General features: G+C 49.2%; 17 protein-coding genes. 10 read left to right on the top strand and 7 right to left on the bottom strand.

Translation table 11 applies throughout. The annotated features are described in order from the left end of the window. Entirely contained in the window at positions 1-918 is a 918-nt protein-coding gene (locus tag ACE5LO_RS02290; RefSeq protein ID WP_375518515.1) for a carbohydrate ABC transporter permease, read from the bottom strand. A 111-nt stretch (positions 919-1,029) separates the two neighbouring features. After that, positions 1,030-2,346 carry an ABC transporter substrate-binding protein gene (locus tag ACE5LO_RS02285; RefSeq protein WP_375518457.1) on the bottom strand — a complete coding sequence of 439 codons (1,317 nt, stop codon included), beginning with the start codon at positions 2,344-2,346 and terminating at the stop codon, positions 1,030-1,032. A gap of 194 nt (positions 2,347-2,540) precedes the next feature. Here ACE5LO_RS02285 and ACE5LO_RS02280 point away from each other — a divergent pair, with 194 nt between their 5' ends. Together ACE5LO_RS02280 and ACE5LO_RS02275 are read left to right on the top strand one after the other, a co-directional pair. Then, the gene (locus ACE5LO_RS02280; protein WP_375518456.1) at positions 2,541-3,431 is read left to right on the top strand and encodes an AraC family transcriptional regulator; all 891 of its coding nucleotides are present in this window, start codon (positions 2,541-2,543) and stop codon (positions 3,429-3,431) included. Between the two features lie 74 nt (positions 3,432-3,505). Beyond that, positions 3,506-4,546, top strand: a complete 1,041-nt coding sequence (locus tag ACE5LO_RS02275) for a hypothetical protein (RefSeq protein WP_375518455.1) — start codon at positions 3,506-3,508, stop codon at positions 4,544-4,546. A gap of 96 nt (positions 4,547-4,642) precedes the next feature. Here ACE5LO_RS02275 and ACE5LO_RS02270 read toward each other — a convergent pair whose 3' ends face one another. Continuing rightward, positions 4,643-5,308 carry a GntR family transcriptional regulator gene (locus ACE5LO_RS02270; protein WP_375518454.1) on the bottom strand — a complete coding sequence of 222 codons (666 nt, stop codon included), beginning with the start codon at positions 5,306-5,308 and terminating at the stop codon, positions 4,643-4,645. A gap of 175 nt (positions 5,309-5,483) precedes the next feature. Between ACE5LO_RS02270 and ACE5LO_RS02265 the strand changes: the two genes are divergently transcribed. Beyond that, positions 5,484-6,281: an SDR family NAD(P)-dependent oxidoreductase gene (locus ACE5LO_RS02265; RefSeq protein ID WP_375518453.1), complete on the top strand. Its 798-nt coding sequence runs from the start codon at positions 5,484-5,486 to the stop codon at positions 6,279-6,281. Positions 6,282-6,433: 152 nt separating this feature from the next. On the opposite strand, the gene ACE5LO_RS02260 is transcribed toward ACE5LO_RS02265, so the two are convergent. After that, on the bottom strand, positions 6,434-6,973 hold the full coding sequence (locus ACE5LO_RS02260; protein WP_375518452.1) for an NAD(P)H-dependent oxidoreductase: 540 nt from the start codon (positions 6,971-6,973) through the stop codon (positions 6,434-6,436). Positions 6,974-7,220: 247 nt separating this feature from the next. Here ACE5LO_RS02260 and ACE5LO_RS02255 point away from each other — a divergent pair, with 247 nt between their 5' ends. From ACE5LO_RS02255 to ACE5LO_RS02235, 5 genes are all read left to right on the top strand, one after another. Further along, positions 7,221-7,601, top strand: coding sequence for a winged helix-turn-helix transcriptional regulator (locus tag ACE5LO_RS02255; RefSeq protein ID WP_375518451.1), 381 nt, complete (start codon positions 7,221-7,223; stop codon positions 7,599-7,601). Positions 7,602-7,624: 23 nt separating this feature from the next. After that, complete coding sequence (locus ACE5LO_RS02250) at positions 7,625-8,128, top strand: GNAT family N-acetyltransferase (protein ID WP_375518450.1); 504 nt, start codon at positions 7,625-7,627, stop codon at positions 8,126-8,128. An 811-nt stretch (positions 8,129-8,939) separates the two neighbouring features. Next, the gene (locus tag ACE5LO_RS02245; RefSeq protein ID WP_375518514.1) at positions 8,940-9,644 is read left to right on the top strand and encodes a winged helix-turn-helix domain-containing protein; all 705 of its coding nucleotides are present in this window, start codon (positions 8,940-8,942) and stop codon (positions 9,642-9,644) included. Then, complete coding sequence (locus ACE5LO_RS02240) at positions 9,641-11,107, top strand: HAMP domain-containing sensor histidine kinase (RefSeq protein WP_375518449.1); 1,467 nt, start codon at positions 9,641-9,643, stop codon at positions 11,105-11,107. The genes ACE5LO_RS02245 and ACE5LO_RS02240 overlap by 4 nt, the downstream gene beginning before the upstream one ends. Beyond that, positions 11,104-12,252, top strand: a complete 1,149-nt coding sequence (locus ACE5LO_RS02235; RefSeq protein ID WP_375518448.1) for a WD40 repeat domain-containing protein — start codon at positions 11,104-11,106, stop codon at positions 12,250-12,252. Before ACE5LO_RS02240 ends, ACE5LO_RS02235 begins: the two co-directional genes overlap by 4 nt. 190 nt (positions 12,253-12,442) lie before the next feature. Here ACE5LO_RS02235 and ACE5LO_RS02230 read toward each other — a convergent pair whose 3' ends face one another. Together ACE5LO_RS02230 and ACE5LO_RS02225 are read right to left on the bottom strand one after the other, a co-directional pair. Beyond that, complete coding sequence (locus ACE5LO_RS02230) at positions 12,443-13,654, bottom strand: DUF418 domain-containing protein (RefSeq protein ID WP_375518447.1); 1,212 nt, start codon at positions 13,652-13,654, stop codon at positions 12,443-12,445. A gap of 368 nt (positions 13,655-14,022) precedes the next feature. After that, positions 14,023-14,208, bottom strand: a complete 186-nt coding sequence (locus ACE5LO_RS02225) for a DUF2524 domain-containing protein (RefSeq protein WP_375518446.1) — start codon at positions 14,206-14,208, stop codon at positions 14,023-14,025. 180 nt (positions 14,209-14,388) lie between these two features. Here ACE5LO_RS02225 and ACE5LO_RS02220 point away from each other — a divergent pair, with 180 nt between their 5' ends. Together ACE5LO_RS02220 and ACE5LO_RS02215 are read left to right on the top strand one after the other, a co-directional pair. Beyond that, positions 14,389-14,865: a glutathione peroxidase gene (locus ACE5LO_RS02220; protein WP_375518445.1), complete on the top strand. Its 477-nt coding sequence runs from the start codon at positions 14,389-14,391 to the stop codon at positions 14,863-14,865. Positions 14,866-15,207: 342 nt separating this feature from the next. Further along, complete coding sequence (locus ACE5LO_RS02215) at positions 15,208-15,522, top strand: MGMT family protein (protein ID WP_375518444.1); 315 nt, start codon at positions 15,208-15,210, stop codon at positions 15,520-15,522. A gap of 86 nt (positions 15,523-15,608) precedes the next feature. Here the strand turns inward: ACE5LO_RS02215 and ACE5LO_RS02210 are convergent, their stop codons facing one another. Then, positions 15,609-16,925 carry an APC family permease gene (locus tag ACE5LO_RS02210; protein ID WP_375518443.1) on the bottom strand — a complete coding sequence of 439 codons (1,317 nt, stop codon included), beginning with the start codon at positions 16,923-16,925 and terminating at the stop codon, positions 15,609-15,611. Positions 16,926-16,938: the final 13 nt, after the last annotated feature.

Genomic DNA, 16,938 nt, shown 5'->3' with positions numbered 1-16,938 from the left:
TCAATAAATACTCCATTTTTTTTGACGCCAGAACTGGAACAGGGTAATCAGCAGCACCAGGAAAAACAGAATATAGGCCATGGCGCTTGCATATCCCATATTGAAATACTTAAATGCCGTTTCATAGAGATAATGCACGATGACGGAAGTGGAACGCGCCGGCCCACCCTGGGTCATGAGGAACACGGTGTCGAACACCTGAAATGAACTGATCACAGACATCACGGTCACAAAAAAAGTCGTCGGTGACAGCAGCGGAACGGTAATATAGCGGAATTTGTGATACCAGCGGGCGCCGTCCATTTCCGCGGCCTCGTAATAACTCTCGGAGATCGATTGCAGGCCAGCCAGGAACAGCAGCATGTTAAAGCCGATGTTTTTCCACACACTTGTAATGATGACCGCAGGCATGGCCCACACCGTACTGGTCAGCCAATCCGGTCCTTTGATGCCGAAGAAGCCAAGGAAATAATTGAGAATGCCGTACTCGGGATTGTAAATCCACTGCCACACAACCGCCACGGCCACCATGGAGGAAATGACCGGCAGGAAGTAGGCGGCGCGGTAAAATTTCTTGAACTTGATGTTCTGATCCAGGGCCACAGCCAGAAATAAGGCCAATACAATGCCCAATGGAACGGAAACGGCCGAGAAATAAAGGGTGTTCCAGAATACCTTGATGAAGGTCTCATCATGTATCAATCCGGCGTAATTATCCAGACCGACCCATTGAATGGGGCTCAGCATATCCCAGGATGTGAAGCTCAGCAAAAAAGATGCAACCACCGGCAGAAACGTAAACGCAAGAAATCCGAGCAGGTTGGGCAGCAGCAGCAGAAACGCCCAGGTGCCGTCTTTATAAAATAACCGCTTAAGCCTGCTTCTTCGGCCCGGCGTGTGCGGTTCCACGGATGCCATGCCAGGGTCGGCCAAACCTTGATTCGGATGCATACGGGGTCACCTCCGCAACGGGGCCCGGCTTGCCGCACCGGGCGCGCCCGTCAGAATATGTGCTGATTGGCCAGAAAATCATTGGGCAAGCTCAACATTGGCTCTTGTCTCAATATTGGCGAGCGTGTCATCCACCGACTGGCCGGAATACCACAGCTTATCCGTCTCTTCGGTAATAATATCGTTCACTTTATTTTGCCGGATCAGGGAGAAAGGATAGGCCTCCGCATCTTTGAAGAAAGGAACCAGCTCTTTGAAGCCTGCGGGATGAACCTTGTCGTTATACCATTTGGTAATGCCTTCTTCGGTGTACAGATCCGTCCGGTTCGGCATCCATAAGCCTTCCTTCACTAGCCCGATCTGATATTCCTCGGAGGATAAAAATTTCACGAGCTCCCAGGCTTCCTGCGGATGCTTCGTATTGGCCGCGGCCGAGTGCAGATGCGCCTGTCCCTGAGTGACCGCGCGCTCAAATTTGGGCAAGGCCGCCACGCCTACAGGAAAGCCCATGCTCGCTAGCTCCTGCAGCGCCCATGAACCGTCGACCATCATCGCCACCTTGCCTGTCTGCAGCATCTGGGCAGGCTTCATGCCGATGCTCTCCAGTGTCTTCGCGGTGGGGGAGGCGCCGTCGACGAGCCGCAGGTCGAGAACGGACTGCAGCACCTTTTTCGTTTCTGGTGTATTGATGGCCATTTTTGTGCCATCTTCATTGAAGAGAGTTCCGTTGTTGGATAAAATTTCGGCGGTTGTGTTAGCGAACGCTTCGAGGCCAAATGCCCCGTACTGCGTAACTTTGTCGCCATCTTTTATAGTCAGCTGCTTGGCGGTATCGCGGAACTGCTCCCAAGTCCATGCCTTGGCCGGATCGCTTGGTGGATAGGCGATGCCCGCCTTGTCAAAAAGCTGCTTATTATAGTAGAGTACAGGGGAAACCGTACAGCTGCTTACGCCGAATATTTTTCCGTCAACCTGCATAATGCTTGCCGAGGAAGGGATAAATTCATCCAGTGAAAGATCCTTCTGGAAGTGGTCCGTTAAATCCAGCAATACCCCCCGTTTCTGAAAAGACCGGTATTCCGCCGAGCCGAGAAAAAAGACGTCTGGTGCGGAATTGCCGGCCAGCATCGTCAGCAGCTTCTGCACGTACTGCGCCTGCGGCACGGGCTGATATTCGACTTTAATGTTGGGATGCTCCTTCATGAAGACTTCCAGACCTTGCTTGACGCTTTGCGTTTCGAGGGGACTGGCTTCCCAGCCCATAAACTTGAGGGTGACGACTCCGTCTGTCTTGTTGCTGTCTGCCGCGCCGTCGCCTGGAGATGTACCTCCGGAGCAACCTGAGGCAAACAGTGCGCACACCAGGACAATGATTAACAGTTGTAGCTTTCTCACAAAATGACCCTCCTTCAATGAACGCAGATAGGATGGTACGGAACGAAAAAAGTATTTTCATTAGTTGCAAGCGCTTGCACGAAAAATCATAACATGATTGCTTTTTGATGTAAGTAGCTGTTGTGACAGAAAAGGTGGATTATATTGACCAATGGAATGGCGAACGCGGATCAAAGGTTCGAGGAGCTGAGGTTATGAAGTTTCTAAAGACAGACATCAGAAATCCGGTCGAATTCATATCATGCGGACATTTTATTTCCAATGTGCCCTGGACCCACAGCAAACGGAGTATCGATTCTTATGAAGTGCTGATCGGGGTGCACAGAACGCTGTATATTACGCAAAATGAGGTTGAGTATGAGCTGCAGCCGGGACAGGTGCTGCTTTTGCAGCCCGGACTTGTTCATTACGGACATAAACCGTGCGAGGAGGGAGTCTCTTTTTACTGGTTTCACTTCATCCCGTCAGCACAGGCAGAGTGGCTGGATGAGCAGGAGATGGCCCGTGTATGGCAGATTTTGAACGAGCCGGATGCGGACCGCAATTGTACGGATATGTATCTCCCCCTGATGTGCACGCCCCAGGCGGTGGAGCGGATTAACATCCTGTTTCAGCAGCTCCAGCATGTCGTGAATTCCAACTACTATTCCCTGCAAAGCGCCCACTATTTGACGACTTCCCTGCTGATTGAACTGACAGAGCAGACGATTACGGACGTGTACCGCAGCGCCCAGCAAAATAAAGGGGACCGCAATATTGCGGAAATTATAGAATGGGTGCGCATCCATGCGGCGCAGGACATTTCGGCAGCCGATGTGGCGCGCAGGTTCAATTATAACCGCGACTATCTGTCGCGGTTTTTCAAGAAAAAGACCGGGTATAACCTGCAGGAATACATTCATCTGCTAAAAATCGCCAAAGCCAAGGACATCCTGTCCCGCAGCTCTGCCAGTATCAAACTGGTGTCCGCCACGGTGGGGATTGAGGATGAAAAATATTTTATGCGCCTCTTCAAAAAATACGTGCAGATGACGCCTACGGATTATCGGAAGGCCTACTATAAAATCCATCTGAACAACCATTAAAAGAGGGAGTTCAAAAAGGTTGCAGGATGCGAAGATTTGGTGGATTATACTGACAAACGAGAGGTGTGCTGCTAATGAAAATTGGAGAAGCAAGACGTGCCGCTGTTGACTGGGTCGTCCGGCATGCCCACTCTGCGGAAGGTTATATGGGGGCCTATTACAGCGGGTCTACAGTGGGGCTGTCTGATGAGCTGGAGTTGCCGGCTTTTTCCGATATTGACATCGTGGTGGTTACCGCTTTAACCGAGCCTCCGTTAAAGCCTGGCAAGCTGGTGCACTGCGGTGTGCTTCTGGAAGTCACTTATCTGTCCATGCAGCAGTTTGCCGTGGTGGAAGAGGTGTTGTCTTCCTATCATCTGGCAGGGAGCTTTCGCCTGAATACGATTATTGACGACCCAAGCGGGAGGCTGCGCGCGCTGCAATCCCAGGTTGCTCTCAAATTCAACGATATGTATTGGGTGCGCAGGCGCTGCGAGAATGTCATGAAGAAAATTGCAGAGGGTCTGAGGGCTATCGACACAAATGCTCCATTGCACGATCTGGCCACCTCCTGGCTGTTTCCGACCGGAGTGGCCACCCATCTGATTCTGGTGGCGGCGCTGCGCAATCCGACCGTGCGTCTCCGTTATTCTACTGCCCGAAATGTGCTCGCCCAGTATGGTTTGGAGCAGCATTATCCGCGCTTTCTCGATCAACTTGGTTGTACTGGCATGTCCCCTCAGCAAGTTGAAGCTCATCTCATTGAGCTGGAAAAGACATTTGATGCAGCTGCTGGTGTCGCCAAAACTTCGTTTTTCTTCAGCTCCGATATCACTGCCTCTGCCCGCCCGGTCGTCATTGACGGCAGCCGCGAGTTGATCCGCACCGGATACCACCGCGAAGCGGTCTTCTGGATGACCGCCACCTTTGCGCGCTGTCATAAAATTATGGCGGCAGACGCGCCTTCCGGCCTGCAGCAAACATTTGCTCCGGCGTTTGAGGCCATGCTGTCTAATCTTGGAATGACTGCAAGAGAGGATTTTAGCCGCAGGGCGAAGGAGACGATTCATTTTTTGCCCCGTTTATGGGAAATGGCGGAAACCATCTTGGCCGTGAATCCGAATATTAAAAAGTAACGGAAGCCTACTCCTCCACCCATAACGAAATCCAAATGAACAAGGCAAACATGATCATTGGCAGGGCTAAGCCGGCAGCTTGCGGGCATCATTCCCTTACCGATTGTCAAACAGGATATCCGCGGTGAGCTGAATGTGCGTCCTGAAGATCTCGACGGCACGGTCGCTGTCACGGTTAAGCACGGCATCCATCAATTCTTTATGTTCGGCGCGGCCATCGCGAACTTGCTGCTGTGGGGTTGAATAATGTCGATAAAAATCGCTCAAGTCCCAAAGGCGTCTGCAGAAATCCAGGAGAACCGGATTTGGACATGCGGCGATCAATTCGTAATGAAATTGACGGTGTATATCTGACCACTCTTCGCGAACGGCAAGCTTGTGATTCACTTCCTTGTACTCGGGCGTTTGCGATAACTTGTGATGAACGGCGATGACATTGGATTCCCATGTGAGATCACCATGGGCGATGGAGAGGCGCAATGCAGCAGATTCATTGATCAACCGCGCTTCTATAATGCTATTCAGTTCTTCTTCCGAAGCCATTCTCACTGAAAATCCGTGATTCGGGTTTTGCAAGACGAGTCCTTGGGTCGCTAACCGGGTCAGTGCTTCTCGCACGACGGCTACCGAGACATCGAAACCTTTGGCTAATTCCGAAATGGTTAATGGAGAGCCTGGTTCATATTGTCCGGCAAGAATCTCGGACTGCAGCTTCTTCGTGACATTTTCGCTTAAAGTGGACGAACCGTTTCTTTTGGCCATGCAGCCAACACCATCCTTCACGAAATCGGGATTATACACGTTCAAATAGTTTACACTAAATTTATAAAAAAACAAAGGATAAGTTCGACAATAAGTTGATTAAACGATTTATATTTACATAATCGATTTTTAATAATATAATCGAATTGTATTCATGAAAGAGAGGTCATTCACAATGAGTAACATTCCGTTTGCCAAATTGCCGGAAGTCGGGGGGATCATCATGAAACCAATCAATGAACAAACGATTCTTGTTACAGGAGCAACGGACGGTATCGGCCAACAGACCGCGATCGATTTGGCGGCGCGAGGGGCGACCGTGATTGTGCACGGGAGAAGCGACGAGCGGGGAAAGGCTGCGGTGGAGCAGATCGTTCGGTTAACGGACAACGAAAAAGTTCGTTTTCATAAGGCGGACTTTTCATCGCTTGCTGAAGTGCGGAGGCTAGCAGCGGAGGTGCAGAACGAGTATGGCAGTCTCGATGTGCTGATCAACAACGCGGGTACCGCTGGGCCGGGGCAGCGTGCCTTAAACCGGGACGGGCATGAGCTTGTGCTTGCTGTCAATTATTTGGCCCCGTTTCTGCTGACAGGTTTGCTGCTGCCGATGCTGGAAGCAAATTCGGCACGAATCGTGAACGTTGCATCCGCCGGGCAGACACGGATTGATTTGTCCAACTTTATGCTGGAAAGAGGCTATTCTCCATTAGGAGCCTATCAGCAAAGCAAGCTGGCACTCGTTGCGTTCACGTTCAAGTTAGCCGAAACTCTCCGAAGCACTGGCATTACCTGCAATTGCTTGCATCCCGGAACATTCCTTGATACAAAGATGGTCCGCGAAAGCGGAGTTACTCCGCTGGGCAACGTCCATTCCGGCGCAGATGCGGTTGTCCAACTGGCTGTTTCGACCGAACTGGAAGGGGTGACAGGGAAATACTTTGATCGAAAAAAGGAATCGTCTGCCGACAAATAGGCATATGACGACGAATTTCGGCGCAGGCTGTGGGAGCTCAGTGCACGCTTGACGGGGGTGGAATAACAACGTAACAAAAACAGGCCACCGATTGATCGGCGGCCTGTTAAGCTACATTCCACATCACTGCTCAGCGATTAAGAAAGAAAGCATCAATGCACGAGCAAGCTCGAAGAAGCTTGGATATAATCCGTATATCTCTTCGCCTCTTGAGTGAAATAGGCATCGGTACCATGAGTAGTATTATAGGTAACAAAAGCAGGAATATAGGTACCATTACATCTGGTAATGGTACTTTGAATCGGTCTGAAAAGTTCGCTGAGCGTGAACCAATTGTCCCCGCCTGCTTGGTAGCTTTGTTCCGTTCCTCCCGTGGTGGTTGCAAGCATAAATTCTTTGCCCTTCAAATGATTTCCTTCCGGTCCAAACGCCCATCCGTACGTAAATACATCATCGAACCATTTTTTTAATAACGGGGGGCAGCTGTACCAATAGAAAGGGAATTGAAAAACAATCCGGTCGTACGACAAGAGCAATTGCTGTTCTTTTTCCACGTCAATATTCCAATTGGGATAAGTACTGTAAAGGTCTCTTACATCGATGTTTGGTTGATTATGAATCTCTCGCATAAAAACCCGATTGACACGGGATGCCTCCAGGTTCGGATGTGCCACGATTACCATAGTTTTCATTTTGTTTCCCTCCTGTTTTTTCAACCAGCTTATGTGCACCTCCCATTATTAAAGCGAAAGATATTTTTGAAAAGTACGCTTTTTTTTCGTACTTAGTCTCCAAAACAGTACGATTGATGCCGCCAAGGATAAAGGTGGTATGTTGAACCATACTATGTACGAAAATAAGTAGTACTATTTATAATCAGAATGCTTTGGTAAAGTAGAGGTATGCACTTGGAAAGTCTCAAAATCAGGGGGTGAGAATATGGACGCCGATATGGATCCGTTGTATAAAAAAGACGGGATATTAACCACCTTGCAGGTCATAGGAGGCAAATGGAAGCCGCTTATCCTGTTTATTTTGCTGCACGAAGGAACGAGACGGTTCGGTGAGTTAAAACGTCTGCTCCCCCATGTGACACAAGGCATGCTTACCAATCAGTTCCGAGAGCTGGAGCGGGACGGACTCATCATTCGCAAAGTGTACCAAACGATCCCTCCGAAGGTCGAATACTCTCTATCCGAACATGGGAAAACGCTGAGTTCTGTTTTGACCGATATGTGTGGATGGGGATTTAAGCATATTGATTTTAAGAATAGCATCGGCACCTCCGACAGTGTACGGGAAGTTCAAGAGCGAATCTAACGAAAAAAATGGAACGGGGAGAAATGATGACAAGCGTTAGCGAAGGTCAACACAGTATCTTTTCATGCCGTCCGGTAACAGCACAAGATTTTGAAATCATCAGCACCTTTCCGCGCAGCGAACAGGAGCTATTCTTTATTTCTCCCAAGCTGCGCTTTCCGCTTACGGCCAGCCAGCTGGAGGAACTAGCCAAGGAGAGAAGGTGCCCGACCGTACTGGTTTGTGATGGGCAAGTCTCCGGGTATGCCAACTTTTATAATGTGGAAGAAGATAAATGCTGGCTGGGCAACTTCATTATTTCGCCTGAATACAGGGGGAAGGGCGGAGCGGAATTTTTGATCAGGCATATGCTAAGGCTGGCCCGGGAGGAGTTGAAGGTTCAGGAGCTGCATCTCATCTGTCATAACATAAATACGAGAGCTTTATTGTTTTATACTGGAATAGGGTTTAAACCATACGATGTTGGCAGCCGAACGGCACACCAAGGCTCGACGATCGCTGGCATACATATGAAAATAACCGTTTAATAAAAGTGGTCATGAGTAATTCGGTTATCTGGTCGACGTCATTATACTGAAAGCTGAACTTAATCTATGATCGAAAGGGCGGAGTGTGTTGAGGACTTATTTTATGACAACGAGAGCTTTGCATGATTATCCCTTTGGATCAGGTACAGAAAAAAAGAAAACCGGGAACCGAAAATATACTTTAGCGCGTTAAAGAAAATAACGGCTCAAGTGAGGTACGAAAATGCCTGTTGTTACGCTATTCAGGACAACCGAATGGATCTATTATTTTTTGATCATGCCTTATGGAGAAGCAGACCGGTTCGAGATCATGAGACGATCTTAGGAGAAAGCAGAGCGTTTAGGTGATGTGAAACCGAGAGAGAGAAGGAGGGAAGGGAACAAGGCACAGCAAAAATAAAAAGACCCTGGTTCTCGTTGCCGCTTGAACTTCCATACCTGCTCACCTCCGAATCTATAATTAGCAAATATATGTTCTCATCCAAAGCAGAATATTCCACTTCAGCTGCCTTTTTTTTTCTTATCTCTGTTCTCAGTTCTCTCCATTCCTTCCCTTAGCCCCCACAACCCTGCATTCTGAGTAAAAGGGATAATCGTGCAAAGCTGTATGAAAAGGCAACGGGCACCAGACACCCATCTCACTCTAGCTATTCGACCTCTGAGGAGGTCGAATTCCCTAGGCTGAAATGTCGTATGCGAAAGCTCGATGGCCGGCGTGGGCATATTTGATTATTCACACACGAATCGTTAACATAAGTAACGATGCCGTGAATCTTCCGTGGCATGAGATAGAAAAGAGACGGAGATTATGATGAATAAAGCCAAAATTCTCATTATTGAAGATGACACTCCGATTGCCGATTTACTTTCATATGGGCTTTCCCTGGAAGGATTTCAGACGCGGACTGCGGCGAATGGAGCAGCAGGAATGAGTGAACTGCAGCTATTTAAACCCGATCTATTGCTGCTGGACTGGATGCTGCCTGACCAAAGCGGCCTGGATATTTGCAAAAAGGTAACAGCAAATTACAACATCCCCATCTGTATGATTACGGCGAAATCCGATATAACCGATAAGGTGCTTGGCCTTGAATTTGGTGCGGATGACTACATCACGAAGCCTTTCGACCTGCGCGAAGTGGTTGCCCGCATCCGCACGATTCTTCGGAGGGTGGAGCAAGCGAACAGTGGACAGCAAAACGAATCGAAAAATGGTGTGATCCGTTTTAAACAAATCGAAATCATTGCAGAAGAACACCTTGTCAAAAAAGACGGCCACGCCGTTGAATTAACGCCAAAGGAATTCGATTTGCTCATGACCCTGATTGGAAATCAAGGCAGAACGTTCACACGTTCGGAGCTGCTTGATATGGTATGGGGATATCAATTTGTCGGCGATACCCGTACCGTGGACACGCATATCCAAAGACTTCGCAAAAAGCTTGATGCCAGCGAATTCATTACGACCGTATTCGGCATTGGATATAAATTCGTAAAACAGGTGGATGAGGAATGAGACGAAAGATCAGCATTAAATTTCTTGTCGGATTTTTTCTGATTTTCTCCCTCTCGTTTATTGTCCTTAATCAGACTGTCAAGGAGTTCATCCGCACAAGCAATCAAAAGTTGGTCACATCGGACTTAGTAGGACTTAAGAACAACAGCAATGTATACGTACGCCAAGCCTTTCTCATCAACCACTTTGCAAGCAATAAACTATACTTCGGCGAAATGGCCCAGGAAATGGCGAATGATTTGAATCATGCGACGGGCAGCAGTGTCGGCGTTTATACAATAGATGGCGAATTACTGTATGCTTCGGACAGGTTCGTTTTTTCGGAGGAGAAAGAAAGTGATTTGAAGCAGGCGATCGACGGCCAGACAGCGTACAGCATTACCTATGAGCATAATAAAGCCTCCGTCCTTTTTTCCTACCCGGTCGTGATTGATGGATCCAGGGTGGGAATTCTGCGTTTTTCCAAGGATTTCAGCCTTCTTTATCAGCAAAGCGGACGGATCCTGGACATTATCTTTTATATCGCGTTTGCGATTTTTGCGGCGGCGTTCCTGTTTTCCTATATTCTCTCGCGGCACATCACCATTCCGCTTGTCAAGCTGACCCGGGCTTCCACCGAGGTGAAGAATGGGAATCTGGACGTACGCCTCCGTTTTAACCGGGAAGATGAGATCGGCCGGCTGGCCGACAATTTTAATGATATGATCGATCAAATCAGCAGGCAGATCGCCACGATTAAAAAGGACCGGGATCATCTCAAGGAACTCCGCCAGCAGGAGAAAAACTTTTTTGACAATGTGACCCATGAACTCAAGACACCGTTAACTTCGATTCTGGGGTATGCGGAATTGATCAGGAAGAACGGTGAACAGGACCGGAGCTTTTTTGAAAAAGGAATGAACCACATTATCGAGGAAAGCAGACGCCTTCATACCATGGTATTGAAGCTGCTTGAAGTTTCGCGTAAAAATTTCATGATCGATGAGTCCGACAAAGTCGATGCCGGGCCGATCCTCCAGGATGTATGCGAGTCGATGGCCATTCGGGCGCAGCGATACAAGAAAAGCATAAGGTATGAAATCGAAGATGATTTGATCATATTCGGGCAAGGAGACAGGCTGCGCCAGCTCTTTATCAACCTGCTTGACAATGCGATTAAATATAGCCTATCGCGCTCGGAAATTTCCGTGAAGGCGGAGCATGCCGACGGACAGGTTCGATTTGTTTTTGATAATCCAAGCGATCCTATAGAGGCCGAGCAGCTTGCAAACCTGTTTCAGCCATTCTATCTGGCTCATCCCGGCGGATCGGAAGAGGGCAGTGTAGGACTGGGGCTCAGTATTGTCAAATCTATCGTGGACGACTTTGGCGGAACGATCTTCATCGTAAGCCAAAATCATCATACGAGGGTCACAGTGGAGTTCGAAGGCTTGCAGAACGTGAGGACGGAGAATCGATTATGAAATACAAACGTTTTATATTAGGGCTAGGAACACTTTCGTTGATCCTCATACTGCTGTCAGGCTGCAATTCAGGACCTAAAACAGAAACGATTGTTATTCCCGGCAAAGAAGAAGTGAACACCGAAGATCAAAGTTCCCGGCCGTTTCAGGTGAAGAAGATCTACCGGCTCCCGGATGATTTCGCAAATGCCAGTCAATTGCTGGGCTGGTCCTCTTCCAGCTCTGTAGTTGCAGCGTTCAAAAATATGAGCATTCCTGGGCATATGATGCTAAAGCGTCTGACCTATCCTTATGAGAAAAGCGAGCAGATTCCGGGAATTCAGGTTGAGCATTCTCAAATGACGCTTTCCCCTGACGGGCAGCACATCTGCGAAAGCTCCACATCTGCTTCGGGAATAACCCTGAAGCTGATATCATTATCGGACGGGAAAGAAACGGAAGTGGCAAAGTTCAGCCTCCGCGACCAGCTGTTTCTGCAGGATGTCGCCTGGTCAAGCAACAGCAAATACCTCGCTTATCTGGTGATCGATCCTTCTCAGAGTGGGGGCGACAGCCTTCGTTTATATGATATCGGGACCCAAACTTCCAAGACATATCAGCTGAAGGATTTTCCCAAGGGGAAGAGAGATACACTCCTGAGCATCAATGTTTCAGATGATGGCCGGGGCGTGCTGTTCACTGTGTACCCCGATGATCAGCCCGGAAAAACATACATGATGATGGGCACAGTTACCGGAAGCGATATTGAGCTTCAGTATAAGCATCAGATTGGAAGAGAGGAAAATGCATGGATCACCAACGATCAGTTTGTATTCCTGGGAACCGACGGTACTTTATACGAATACGACCGGCGAAACAGCGAACTCTCCGTGCTGCTTGAAAAGGTAGGCATCTTTACATTTTCTCATGACAAAAAAAGTATTGCCTACTCATTGTACGATCAGGATATTATCTATGCCGGGAAAATGCAGGGGAAAAATATTCTGTATAATGAGCCCGTTTACCGCGGGATTCTGCCGACTGAAATGTACTGGAATCTTAACAACAGCAGCCTCTTCATTTATGGACAGAAGCTGTTTTCTCCTTCCCAGGTTACACATATGGATTCCCCGGACAAACAGTCATTTATCATCGAATTTCAGTAACATAACTCAAGAGTGCTCGCTCTGCTGCATTACAACCCTATTTCGGTCATGGGCCGGAATAGGGTTGTTTTTGTTTGTAAGGGCATATTTAACCATAACCTCCACAGCCGTGGAGGTTATTCGGGTTGGTCGAAAAAAGTATATTACGAAAAAAGAAATCCACCGACCTGAAATGTGGTCATTCCCCCCGTCAAGATGACGCAGGTGTTGTGGCTTTCCGCGAGGCGCTGAACATCCGGTCGAAGTGCCGCATTGTGGCCTCTAGGGGACCGGCGGGGAGCCGCGTGATCAGCCAACCCACAACCACCGTTACGGCAGCGACGAGCAGATCGCCGAAAGGAATCCCCCCGAGACCGTAATCAATTCCAGCCAGTTCAAGGCCCCATATCACGACGAACTGAGCCGCATACATCGTCAGCGCTGCGCGTCCTACAGCTGCGAAAGGCATCAACACGACAGCAGTCTTTTTCGGTACGAGACACGCCAGTCCCAGCACCAGGAATGCTACACCCAGCCCCGTCAGCGTCTGGAACGTCGACGCACTGTGCGGAGCTGTCCAGAGCAGCATATGCCATAATGGCGGTTCTGTGTTAAGAGGCCAGATTGCATACTGATCCGGCTGGGCGACGGCGCCTTGTACGCCTGCGAGCCACTCCTCGAAGGAGCGGCTCAGCCCGGGAAGGACGAAAGTGCCCAGCCCTTTGCCAACCGCGAGCATGATCGCGCCTCCGCCTGCGAGTGAGAGGGCGGTACGCATCTTGGCGAGGTTGAGGCGCCCGATCGCCATACCGGCGACGAAAGCGGGGGCGAGTGCAAGCCCGGACATCGGTCCGCCAGCAATATCACCGAGGAGAGGGGCTCTCGGCAGGACGCTTCCTCCGAGAATCATCAGTGGCGGACCCGCCACAAGCAGAGCTGACGCTGTGGTAAAGAGCACACGCGTCGAACGGCGAACCAGCAGCAGAGCCAGCACGAACAGCGCTGCATAAGCGGGCAAAATCACTCCGTACGGGGTATTCAGTAAAATGAGGAGATATCCGATAATATCGACAAACACTGCGCGAGCGAGCATCCGCGCACGGAACGCGGTCTCCTCCGTCCCTTGCTCTCGCATGCGTTGCGCCATGATCGAGTACGAGATGCCGCCACAGAGCACAAATAACAGTGTCGTATTCCCGGAGACGAAAGCATTCGTTTCGTTCAACGCAAAGTGCTGTAAATACATCCCTATGACGGCCAACCCCCGCGTTGCATCAAGCGCTACAAGTCGCCCAGTCCCTCGTGAATTTCTTTGTGTGATCTCCTGTCCCTCGGCAGAGTCCCGGGTGACAATTTCAACGTGCGCGCCGTCCGCTTCATATTCTCTGACAGACCCGTCTGGCAGTTTAATACGGTTTGACAATTGCATTCCTCCTCAAAAGATTATGGCTTAATGGCTTAACTTGTATCATTGTTCCTTGTCTGTACATGGATGGTGTTATGCCGTATTCCAATATAGCGGGAAGATGTCGCTAAAGTTTGATCAACATGTAAACAAAATGTCACAGCAGCTGGATACCTGTGTCCTTATACAAAAACAACCTTATTCTCGGTTAAATAACCGGAATAAGGTTGTATATGAAACTCAACTCAAAAGTTTTTGATTTCACTTAACTTTAGCCGGCACTTCGAATTCGATGATAAACAACCAGACAATTATCCGTGACAGGAGCACATAAGAAGCCGGATCCCAAGCAGGACCCGACTTTGTTCCGCGATTACATTATTTGTTCATGAATGGTTGATATCACATTTGTTCATAATGAACGAAATCTGATTTTCGAGCCGGTTCATGGTTTCACGGGTCTCCTTGTCGTCAGCGCTCTGTGAACGGAGCGAAGCAAGCTGTTGCTTCAATTGTCGCAGATCCTCACCGGCGTTGGCACAGTCGTAATTGCTTTCCAGATTATCGAGCATGCACAATCCTCCATTGTTCAAATGTCCCTGTTATTATGCTCCAAAGGTAATGTGTATACACAAGTTATGAATCTTAACCAGTTAAGAGTTATAATTGAGTTAGGTCAATACCAAAGGCTTACAATCAGGAAGAAGGGGATCATACATCCCCAATCCGGGTCATCTGGGAGGAATTTAATAATGAAGACTGTATATGATTTTGAAGCAAAAATGCCAAATGGGGAAAAAAGATCGTTAAAAGATTACGAAGGCAAAATTTTAATCATCGTGAATACGGCAAGCAAATGCGGTTTTACGCCACAATTCAAAGAATTGCAGGAGCTGTATGAAAAATACGAAGCTAAAGGGGTGGAGATTCTCGGCTTCCCCTGCGATCAATTCAATAATCAGGAATTTAGCAATATAGAAGAAACCACTCAATTTTGCCAGCTGAATTATGGAGTGAAGTTCCCCATGTTTGCGAAAATTGATGTGAATGGAGAACACGCAGATCCTCTGTTTACATTTTTGAAGGAGCAGAAAAAAGGAGTTCTCTCCAACAGAATTAAGTGGAATTTCACGAAATTCCTTGTCGATCGGAATGGGAACGTTGTAAAGCGATATGCCCCTACCACTGCTCCGGGAAAAATAGAAGGGGATCTCATAGCCTTAATCTAGTGGATTGATCCCGAAAACACGTGAACGTTGGTGGCGATAGATCAGACCGTATGAAGCTAACGGACCTGAATGACCTTATTTGCCTGGAAAGCCGCTGTTTTCATTTTTAACGGACGGGAGAGCCGTTATTTGCTTGAAAAAGGCTGGATACGTGTACATCAATGCACAATAAGGGTTGTGGTGTCCGTTACAGCACTGAAAGCTGCTGGTTTCGCAAAATAACGGCGCTGTGGTCCGCTAGGATTGTCTCGGCGGTACGATCGGCTTGAACTCCTGCCGAATTCTCTTTAGGATAATACATATCCGCTATTACTTAGCTTATTTGGACAGGAGGATTTAAGCTTGACACCATTTACAGCCCGGGTCATTGAAGTGATTCAACAGATTCCGGAAGGAAAAGTAATGACTTACGGACAAATCGCCAGAGAAGCGGGAAGCAGCCGTGCCGCGCGACAGGTCGTCCGGATTCTTCATTCCATGAGCCGGAAATATCAACTGCCATGGCATCGTGTGGTCAATGCCAAGGGTGAAATTGCCGTCCAGGATGACGAATCGGCTGAACTGCAATGCCTGTTTCTGCAATCTGAAGGAGTTGAACTGCTGGGCAACCGTAGAATTGACCTGGAAACATTTCAGCATCACCCTAATGCCGATTAAAACGGCAGGTAAGGGTGATGCTGAATTTGTTTGCTGGGACTCTTTTTAAGTTGTTGAGCTTAAAGGTCGGGCTATGGGCAATCAGCTTAAGCCTTTTTGCCGGCCGGAGGCTGATCGGATAGCTGTGCGCGAATGCGCCCGCTTTTTTGCGGTTTCAACAGACCTGCAGCCCAGCACACGACGAGAATGGCACAGGGATAGAGCATCGCCCAGCTCGTAAAAGGAAAAACCGCAGCCGTGCATATAAAAGAAATCCAGCTTACAGCGAGCGCGCGCCGGTCTGCCTTCTGCAGACGGATTCCTGCGGCGCAACCGCACAAATAAGTCAGAATAAAGGCGGCATTCGGCAGCTGTATCAGTGTTGTCAGCGAAACCAGCCGGGTTCCGTACAGCGTCATGACCAGGGCAAATGAAACGCCCAGAAAGAGCAGTCCACCCGCAGGGGAATGGTAAGTACCGGACACCCGGCCCATCCATTTCGGAGCATTTCCTTCGCGCGCCAAGGCGTATGCCACGCGTGAAGCGGCGCCGACATAAGCGATTATAGTGGCTGTACAGATAAAAATACCCATAACCCCAACAATCAAGGCCCCCAAGTATCCAAGTGGAGCGCTGATCAGATGAACCAGTGCCGTGTCAGCACCCGCAAGATAGCTTCCCGTACCGACGACAGCCAGCGCGGACAGGAAGTAAAGGATGCCAACGATAACGGCAGCGATCATTACCCCTTTTACCGCCGCCCGCTGCGGATTTTTAAATTCCTCCGACATATGAGACACGGCTTCCCAGCCGATAAAACACCAGAACAAAATGGCCGCCGCCTGCCCGATGTTGAGCCAGCCGTGCGGCAGGAAGGGGGCAAAATGCGCTGCCTCCATTTGCGGCACAGAGAGGGCAAACGCGATTAAAAGCACGGCTGCAATGGCGATGACCACAGCAATTTGAATACGGCCGGCAAGTTTCATCCCGAACCAGTTGACCAGCAAACCGCAAGCCAGGATCAGGGAAGCGATGATCATGCGCGCATGATCACCCCAGCCCAGTGCGGCCGTCAAATAACCGGCACCGGTAAGAGCGGCGACAGGGCCCCCAATCGGCACGGACATCAGAAAGAACCATCCGACAACAGCCCCGGCACGGGGGCCGAAAGCAAGGGTGACGAAGTGGGATACACCGCCGGCATTGGGGTATTTGGCCGAGAGCAGTCCCATGGAAAGGGCCATCGGTAAAATAAGCAGGGTCATAAAACCCCAGGCCAGCAGCGAGGCAGGACCGGCCATTTCCGCCGCGAGCCCGGGTACGATCAGCACGCCTGAGCCAATGACCGCTCCGATATAGAGCGCTACGGCCTGAGGCGTTCCGATTGTTTTTTTCAGCTGTTGTTGAGATGTGTCGGGTTCCATAACGTCTTTCCTC

Source organism: Paenibacillus medicaginis, from assembly GCF_042138635.1.
GTDB classification, from domain to species: domain Bacteria; phylum Bacillota; class Bacilli; order Paenibacillales; family Paenibacillaceae; genus Paenibacillus; species Paenibacillus medicaginis.
The sequence above is the reverse complement of the archived record's forward strand: the minus strand, read 5'-3'. Positions and strand labels throughout refer to the sequence as shown.